The 7343-nt window shown below is 60.4% G+C and carries 8 protein-coding genes; 4 read left to right on the top strand and 4 right to left on the bottom strand.

Going from position 1 to position 7343, the window contains the following annotated elements; all coding sequences use genetic code 11:
- Positions 1-393: 393 nt before the first annotated feature.
- Complete coding sequence (locus F3H58_RS10535; RefSeq protein ID WP_003521320.1) at positions 394-630, bottom strand: Lrp/AsnC ligand binding domain-containing protein; 237 nt, start codon at positions 628-630, stop codon at positions 394-396.
- Between the two features lie 103 nt (positions 631-733).
- The gene (locus tag F3H58_RS10530) at positions 734-1660 is read right to left on the bottom strand and encodes a LysR family transcriptional regulator (RefSeq protein WP_149742143.1); all 927 of its coding nucleotides are present in this window, start codon (positions 1658-1660) and stop codon (positions 734-736) included.
- A 130-nt stretch (positions 1661-1790) separates the two neighbouring features.
- Here F3H58_RS10530 and F3H58_RS10525 point away from each other — a divergent pair, with 130 nt between their 5' ends.
- The 4 genes from F3H58_RS10525 to modC all read left to right on the top strand — a co-directional run bounded on the left by F3H58_RS10525 (position 1791) and on the right by modC (position 5965).
- Positions 1791-3074 (top strand): NAD(P)/FAD-dependent oxidoreductase, encoded by a 1284-nt coding sequence (locus tag F3H58_RS10525; RefSeq protein WP_149742142.1) that lies wholly within the window; start codon positions 1791-1793, stop codon positions 3072-3074.
- A gap of 265 nt (positions 3075-3339) precedes the next feature.
- Positions 3340-4131 (top strand): molybdate ABC transporter substrate-binding protein, encoded by a 792-nt coding sequence (gene modA / locus F3H58_RS10520; RefSeq protein WP_149742141.1) that lies wholly within the window; start codon positions 3340-3342, stop codon positions 4129-4131.
- A gap of 53 nt (positions 4132-4184) precedes the next feature.
- Positions 4185-4892, top strand: a complete 708-nt coding sequence (gene modB / locus F3H58_RS10515; protein WP_137004007.1) for a molybdate ABC transporter permease subunit — start codon at positions 4185-4187, stop codon at positions 4890-4892.
- Positions 4889-5965: a molybdenum ABC transporter ATP-binding protein gene (gene modC, locus F3H58_RS10510; RefSeq protein ID WP_149742140.1), complete on the top strand. Its 1077-nt coding sequence runs from the start codon at positions 4889-4891 to the stop codon at positions 5963-5965. The genes modB and modC overlap by 4 nt, the downstream gene beginning before the upstream one ends.
- Here the strand turns inward: modC and F3H58_RS10505 are convergent.
- Positions 5934-6329 (bottom strand): winged helix-turn-helix domain-containing protein, encoded by a 396-nt coding sequence (locus F3H58_RS10505; RefSeq protein WP_149742139.1) that lies wholly within the window; start codon positions 6327-6329, stop codon positions 5934-5936. The two genes, modC and F3H58_RS10505, sit on opposite strands and share 32 nt — an antisense overlap.
- Positions 6330-6332: 3 nt before the next feature.
- The gene (locus F3H58_RS10500) at positions 6333-7337 is read right to left on the bottom strand and encodes a P1 family peptidase (protein WP_149742138.1); all 1005 of its coding nucleotides are present in this window, start codon (positions 7335-7337) and stop codon (positions 6333-6335) included.
- Positions 7338-7343 lie beyond the last annotated feature (6 nt).

Here is a 7343-nt window from a genome sequence, read left to right as displayed (position 1 = left end):
TCGCCTCCAGAATGATCTGCGCCTCGCGTCCATCAAGGGTGGCAAGCCATTCATCGATGGCGGTGCCGGTATTGGCGATGCGGACGGCTTTTTGTGTCGCGGCATCGAAAAGATCCAGATGTGCCTTTGAGACGTCGCATCCGATGTAAACAGGGTGTACCATGGCAAGCCTCATCCTGTGCTACGAGGTCCGCGCTCACGGCCTCCATCAACTGTTCAGGTTGGGATCATCAAGAGCGGGCGGAGGTCCAAAAGCCAGCAGGCGGTCTCTAACGACCAGGATTCCGACGGCCTTCCGCCCGCACTCTACATAGCACAAATCCAATACACAGGATTCCTGTGACAAGCACAGGAATGAGGGCCAAGCGCGTAATTGAAGGTTCGAATTGCGGGTCAGAATGCAGTAAACGTCAGCGTCGTCAGAGAACGCACGATTCCCGGAATATTGACGATGTTCTGGTTGATGAACTTGCCGATATCTTCTTCCTGCGGCAGATAGATTTTCAGCAGCAGATCATATTCACCGCTGGTGGAATAAAGCTCGGAAACCAGTTCCGTCTTATAGATGGCGTCGGCGACATCATAGGTCTTGCCGGGCTCACATTGAAGCTGAACGAAAATGGGCTTCACGGACATCTCCCGTATTTGAACTTTCGGTGCATGGCTGCTCGCGCCACGCGTCATGGCGCACTATTGGCTGAGCAGCGTCCGTCTTGCAAGACCGCTTACCGGTTTACGCCGAAAACTCCGCGGTCCTGCCGTTCGCGCCAGTTGCGGCCTCGGAAACGATCCACCGCCGAAAACTTTCGAGCGGCGCATAACCGGCGCGATCTGGCATGCAGGCGAGGTAATAGGCTTCCTCACTCTCCACTTCCCCCGCAACAGCCGCGACCAGACGACCGCTTCGCAACTCCTCCTCGATCATGAAAGAAGGAATGAGCGACGCCCCAACCCCGGCGCTCGCCGCCTCGGCAATCGTCGTGAACTGATCGAAAAGCATGCCATGCACATTGTCGAAACTGACGCCATGGCTGCGAAACCATTGCTCCCAGGCATCCGGCCGTGTCGTCATGTGCAGCAACGGGACATGCAGCAGATCGTCCGGCCTTGAAAGTCCGTGTCGCGCCTTGAAGGTGGGGCTGCATACCGGAATGACCTTTTCATGCATCAGGAACACCAGCTCGGTACCCGGCCAATGCGGCAATCCGAAATGGATCGCCGCATCGACTGTATCGGTGCGGAAATCGAACAGCGATGACCGCGTCAGAAGATTGACCGAAACGCCGGGGTATCTGGCGATGAAATCGGGAAGGCGCGGCACGAGCCAGCGCGTGCCGAAGCTCGGCAGAACCCCGAGGTTGAGCGTGCCGCCATCCGGATTGGCGCGCAGGTTGAGCGAGGCCGTCGATATGCGCCGCAACGCCTCGCGGATTTCCCGCGCATAGCCCTCCCCCGCCCTTGTCAGCCGGATCGTCTGCCGCTCACGCAGGAACAGCGCCACGCCAAGCTGCTCTTCGAGCGCCAGAATTTGACGGCTGACCGCGCCCTGCGTCAGCCCCAGTTCCCTCGCGGCGGCGGTGACGCTGCCCGTCCGGGAAGCGGCTTCGAAGGCCGCCAGCAGCGACAGCGACGGCAGAAAACGGCGTGGCGGCAGGACCATATTCCCTCACGGAATGAACTCTTGACGATATGTCGATATTCAACAGGCAAGAGCGCTTGTAAAGTCTTATAAACAAGGGCTTGTCACTCATACGAAGAACAAATGAACTGACCCGGAACATGGTGGAACGATGTATAATGACCCCCGCTCACACGGCCTCTGGGAAAAGACCGCGCCGCAGCCGCCCGTAACGCCCGCCTTGCGGGGCGCAGCGGTTGCCGATGTCGTCGTCGTCGGAGGCGGCTTCACCGGCCAGTCCGCCGCCCTTCATCTTGCCGAACGCGGTGTGGATGTCGTTCTTCTCGAAGCAAGGGAAATCGGCTTCGGCGGCGCAGGCCGCAATGTCGGCCTCATCAATGGCGGCATGTGGGTCATGCCGAAAGAGCTGCCCGGCGTGCTGGGCGAGGTTTACGGTGAGCGGCTTCTCGACCTTCTGGGCAATGCCCCCCTTCTCGTGCGCGAACTGGTGGAAAAACACGCAATTCCCTGCGAGATCGAAAAAAACGGCACGCTCCATTGCGCCGTCGGCGACAAAGGGCTCGCCGAAATCCGTGAGCGCTGCGAACAATGGGCGGAGAGAGGCGCACCCGTCCGCATCCTCGATGCCGAAGAGACAGCGAGCCGCACCGGCAGTACGGGCTATTCCGGTGCGCTTCTGGATACACGCGCCGGCACGATACAGCCGCTTGCCTATGTTCGAGGCCTTGCCGCAGCCGCCCAGAAAGCGGGCGTGCGCCTGCACACGGAAAGCCCCGTGGTAGCGACCGAACGCAGCAATGGAAAATGGGTGGTGAAGACGCCGCAAGGGTCTGTAACCGCCAACTGGATCGTTGTGGCCACCGAAGCCTATAGCACTGGCCCATGGCAGATCGTTCGCGATGAACAGGTCTACCTGCCCTATTTCAATTTTGCGACGAGACCGCTCGGCGATAATCTGCAAAAGAGCATCCTGCCCGACCGTGAAGGCTGCTGGGATACGAAGGAGATTCTCTCATCCTTCCGCATGGACAAAGCCGGCCGACTGGTCTTCGGCAGCGTCGGCGCCCTGCGCGGCACCGGCGCCGCCATTCATCGCGCCTGGGCGAAGCGCTCGCTGAAGCGACTTTTCCCGCAACTCGGGGATACGGAATTCGAATGTGAATGGTACGGCCAGATCGGCATGACCGACAATGCCGTGCCCCGCTTTCACAAATTCGCTGAAAATGTCGTCGGCTTTTCAGGCTATAACGGCCGCGGCATCGCGCCGGGCACGGCCTTCGGCAAGGTCATTGCGCAGCATATTCTCGGTGAAATTGCTGAAGCCGAATTGCCGCTGCCTTTGACGGAGCCGAAAGTGCAGGCTTTCCGGACGGTGAAGGAGGCCTATTACGAGGCAGGCGCGCAGATCGCCCATTTCGCCGGCGAGCGTTTTTGATCGGACACGGGGCCGCTTCAAGGAACGACATCATCCTTGGGTTTGTCTCAAGGATTTAATCACATTCAATAAATGAAGACGTTGCTGATGCGCGGGACCAGCCAGAGCATGACGAGGAGGGCTTTTCGCGCTTAACCACCCCTCTAAACAGACATCCTGGCAGCCTCTTTCCCCATCCCATCGATATATCCTTGAAAATATAATGATTGCCCTATAGGCCTATCGATATATTCATCGGAATATCTCGAACCGGGGGTAATAGACCATGAGACTTTTGCGTCGCAGCTTCTTCAAAACCATTGCCGCAGCCACATCCTTCTGGGTGGCGGCCTCACTCGCGGCCGTTCCGGCCCATGCAGCCGAAAAAGTCACGGTGTTTGCCGCCGCAAGCATGAAAAACGTGCTCGATGCTCTCAACGCCGAGTGGGCAAAGGAAAGCGGTAACGAAGCAACCGTTTCTTATGCGGCAAGCTCGGCGATGGCCAAGCAGATCGAGCAGGGCGCACCGGCGGATATCTTCATTTCCGCCGATCTCGCATGGATGGACTATGTCGCCGAAAAGAAGCTGATCAACGCTGACACCCGCTCCAATCTTCTCGGCAACCGTATCGTTCTCGTCGCTCCCGCAGACAAGGCAAAGCCGGTCGAGATCAAGCAGGACTTCGATCTTGCCGCTCTGGTGGGCGACGGCCGTCTGGCCATGGGTGCGGTCGATTCCGTGCCGGCGGGCAAATACGGCAAGGCCGCTCTGGAAAAACTCGGGGTCTGGTCCTCCGTCGAACGAAAGGTCGCCGGCGCGGAGAGCGTGCGTGCCGCCCTGCTGCTCGTCTCACGCGGCGAAGCACCCTATGGTATCGTCTACCAGACCGACGCCGCCGCCGATCCCGGCGTAAAGATCGTCGGCACCTTCCCGGAAGAAAGCCATCCGCCGATCATCTACCCGGTCGCCATTGTTTCGGAAGCCAAGTCCCCGGCAGCAAAAGCCTATCTGGATTTCCTGAAATCGGCCAAGGCAACGCCCTTCTTCGAAAAGCAAGGCTTTACCGTTTTGAAATAAACTGCATTTCGTGGCCCCAACCTATGGGCCACAAGAGATGACGATTGCAGGATATGGCATTGCATTGGTGGACACTCAGCCCTGAAGAATGGACGGCGATCAGGCTCAGCCTGTGGGTGTCGTCCATCGCCATGCTTGCCAGCCTGCCTTTCGGCATTCTGGTCGCCGTGGCGCTGGCGCGCGGTCGCTTCTGGGGCAAGTCTCTCCTCAACGGCATCGTCCACCTGCCGCTCATCCTGCCGCCCGTCGTCACCGGCTTTCTGCTGCTCGTCCTCTTCGGCCGCAGGGGCGCGATCGGGCAATTTCTCGATAGCTGGTTCGGCATCGTCTTTTCCTTCCGCTGGACCGGGGCGGCGCTCGCCTGCGCCGTCATGGCCTTTCCGCTGATGGTACGTTCCATCCGTCTCTCCATAGAAGCGGTGGACCGCAAGCTGGAAGAGGCCGCGGGAACCTTGGGCGCTAGCCCGGTCTGGGTGTTCCTCACCGTCACCCTGCCCTTGACCCTGCCCGGCATCATCGCTGGCATGATCCTGGCTTTCGCCAAGGCCATGGGCGAATTCGGCGCGACCATCACCTTCGTGTCCAATATTCCCGGCGAGACCCAGACTTTGTCCGCCGCCATCTATACCTTCACCCAGGTTCCGGGCGGCGATGCCGGCGCCTTGCGGCTAACCATTGTCTCCGTCGTGATTTCCATGCTCGCTTTGCTCGTCTCGGAGTTTCTGGCCCGCATCGTCGGCAAACGGGTGAGCATGGAATGATGCTTTCCGTCGCCACCCGCCATCGCTTCGGTTCTTTCGAACTCGATGCGTCATTCACCTCCGAAGGCGGCGTTACCGCGCTGTTCGGACGCTCCGGCTCCGGCAAAACCTCGATGATCCGCATCATAGCAGGCCTGTTACGGCCGGATGAGGGACAGGTTTTGCTCGATGGTGAAGTGCTGGCCGATAGCGGAAAACGGCTGTTCCTGCCGGCTCATAAACGCCGCTTCGGGTATGTTTTTCAGGAAGCGCGGCTCTTCCCGCATCTCAGCGTGGCGCAGAACCTGCATTACGGCCGCTGGTTCGCCGTGAACAAAACCGGGAGCGCGAATGAAGACCGCATCGTCGACATGCTCGGCATCGGCCATCTCCTGCAACGCCGGCCGGACAAGCTTTCCGGTGGCGAAAAACAGCGTGTCGCGATTGGCCGCGCGCTCCTCTCATCACCCAGGCTGCTGCTGATGGACGAGCCGCTTGCCTCGCTCGACGAGGAGCGAAAAGCCGAAATCATTCCCTATCTCGAACGGCTGCGCGACGAGACAAAAATCCCGATTGTCTATGTCAGCCATTCTATTCAGGAGGTCGCCCGCCTCGCCGCCCGCATCGTGGTGATGAAGGACGGCAAGGTGGAAGCGCAGGGAAAAGCGGCCGAGGTGCTGTCCAGACCGGATTTCAGTGCGCATCTCGAACGGCGCGAAGCGGGCAGCATTCTTTCCGGGCTGATTGAAAGCTTTGACGAGCGGCATGGACTTGCCACCGTAACGCTGAAGACCATGCTGCTCCATGTTCCGGCAAAAAGGGGAGCGGCCGGCAGCCCGGTGCGGGTGCTCATACCGGCGCGCGACGTGATGCTGGCAACCGTAAAGCCCGAAGGCTTAAGCGCGCTCAACATTCTCGCGGGCCATGTCGCGACTGTTTCGGCCAGCGAAGACGGCATGGTCACGGTTCAGGTGGATTGCGGCGGCGACATCATCCAGTCGCGCATCACCGATCTGTCACGCGAGAGGCTGCAACTGGAGCCGGGAAAACCGATACACGCGATCATAAAGTCGGCGGCTCTCGATCCCTATTGAGAGCCGCGTCGGGATTGCGGTTGGCCTCCAGCCACTCGATATCCGCGCGCAAGGCCTCGTTCATCCGTTTTTCCATGCCGCGATAACGCTCCAGCACCTCAGTGCCGAAAGCGGTCAGCGCCGCACCGCCGCCCTGTTTGCCGCCGCGCTGCGATTCAATGACCGGTTGCCTGAACATGTGGTTCAGCGCATCCACCAGCAGCCATGCGCGGCGATAGGACATGTCCATCGCCCGCCCGGCGGCGGAGATGGAGCCGGTCTCGACAATCAACTCCATCAATTCGATCTTGCCGTGGCCGAGACGTTCCGCGGGTGGAAAGTCGATACGAAGAACGGGCTTCAGCGGAGAAAGGGCCTCACTCATCGTTCAAAGGCTCCGTCCATGAACATCGCGATAGGCCTTTTGCGCTCCATCCACCGGTAAGGCCGTCGCCTCATAGACGCCACGCGCGACCGCGCGCGCCATCACCATGGTCGCCAGATGGCAAAGCTCGGCGAAATGAACGCCGCCCTCGAGCGGCTTTTCACCGGTCGCGGCCGCGAACATAGTGTCGCCGTCGCTTGGCAGATGGGCGGGCAGAACGGCGCGCGCCAGCCCGTCATGCGCCATGATGGAAAGGCGATGCGCCTGCGCCTTGGTCAGCGCGGCATCCGTCACCACCGCACCGATGGTCGTTGCCGTGAGATTGACCCCCTTGAGGCACAGCGCGGTATAATCCGGCTCGAAACGATCGGGAAAACCGCAATCGCCGTATTCACCCTGCATTTCAAATGGCGCGGACCAGAAATGGCGGCTCGTTCCAACGGTTGCCGAGCCGAGCGCATTGACGGCAACGATGGCCGCCACCTTATAACCGCCGGAACTGACAGCACTTGCCGAACCAAGACCACCCTTGAAGGTGGCTGTCGTCGCACCCGTTCCGGCCCCGACCGTTCCAAGCGCGAAGGGCTCCGCACGCGCCGCATTAAAGGCTCCATATCCCATCTCGCGATAGGGCGAATGCAGTCCCCAGTCCTTGTCGCCGCCGTTCAGCAGATCCATGAGGATCGCCTGCGGCACGATGGGAACGCGGGTGGACCCCACCTGCAGGCCGCGTCCGATTTCGCGCAGCCCGGCCTGAACGCCGCCCGCCGCATCCAGCCCGAAGGCAGAACCGCCCGACAGCACGAAGGCATCCACCGTTTCCACCGTCATCGCGGGGTCGAGCAGGCCGGTATCGCGACCGCCCGGCGCACCACCCAAAACAGAACCGGAAGCGATGGCGGGCTTTTCGAAAACAATCGCCGTAACACCGGAGCCAAGGGCGAGATCGGTAACATTGCCGACCGAAACGCCGTCAATATCCGTCAGAAGATTGGTGAGTGCCGCCATGCCATT

Source organism: Rhizobium sp. NFACC06-2 (assembly GCF_900101425.1).
Lineage (GTDB): Bacteria > Pseudomonadota > Alphaproteobacteria > Rhizobiales > Rhizobiaceae > Agrobacterium > Agrobacterium leguminum.
The sequence above is the reverse complement of the archived record's forward strand: the minus strand, read 5'-3'. Positions and strand labels throughout refer to the sequence as shown.

Excerpts from the sequence above, each read along its gene's own strand:
- F3H58_RS10530 (WP_149742143.1), bottom strand. The coding sequence starts at position 1,660 with ATGGTCCTGCCGCCACGCCGTTTTCTGCCGTCGCTGTCGCTGCTGGCG.
- F3H58_RS10525 (WP_149742142.1), top strand. The coding sequence starts at position 1,791 with ATGTATAATGACCCCCGCTCACACGGCCTCTGGGAAAAGACCGCGCCG.
- modA (WP_149742141.1), top strand. The coding sequence starts at position 3,340 with ATGAGACTTTTGCGTCGCAGCTTCTTCAAAACCATTGCCGCAGCCACA.
- modB (WP_137004007.1), top strand. The coding sequence starts at position 4,185 with ATGGCATTGCATTGGTGGACACTCAGCCCTGAAGAATGGACGGCGATC.
- modC (WP_149742140.1), top strand. The coding sequence starts at position 4,889 with ATGATGCTTTCCGTCGCCACCCGCCATCGCTTCGGTTCTTTCGAACTC.
- F3H58_RS10505 (WP_149742139.1), bottom strand. The coding sequence starts at position 6,329 with ATGAGTGAGGCCCTTTCTCCGCTGAAGCCCGTTCTTCGTATCGACTTT.
- F3H58_RS10500 (WP_149742138.1), bottom strand. The coding sequence starts at position 7,337 with ATGGCGGCACTCACCAATCTTCTGACGGATATTGACGGCGTTTCGGTC.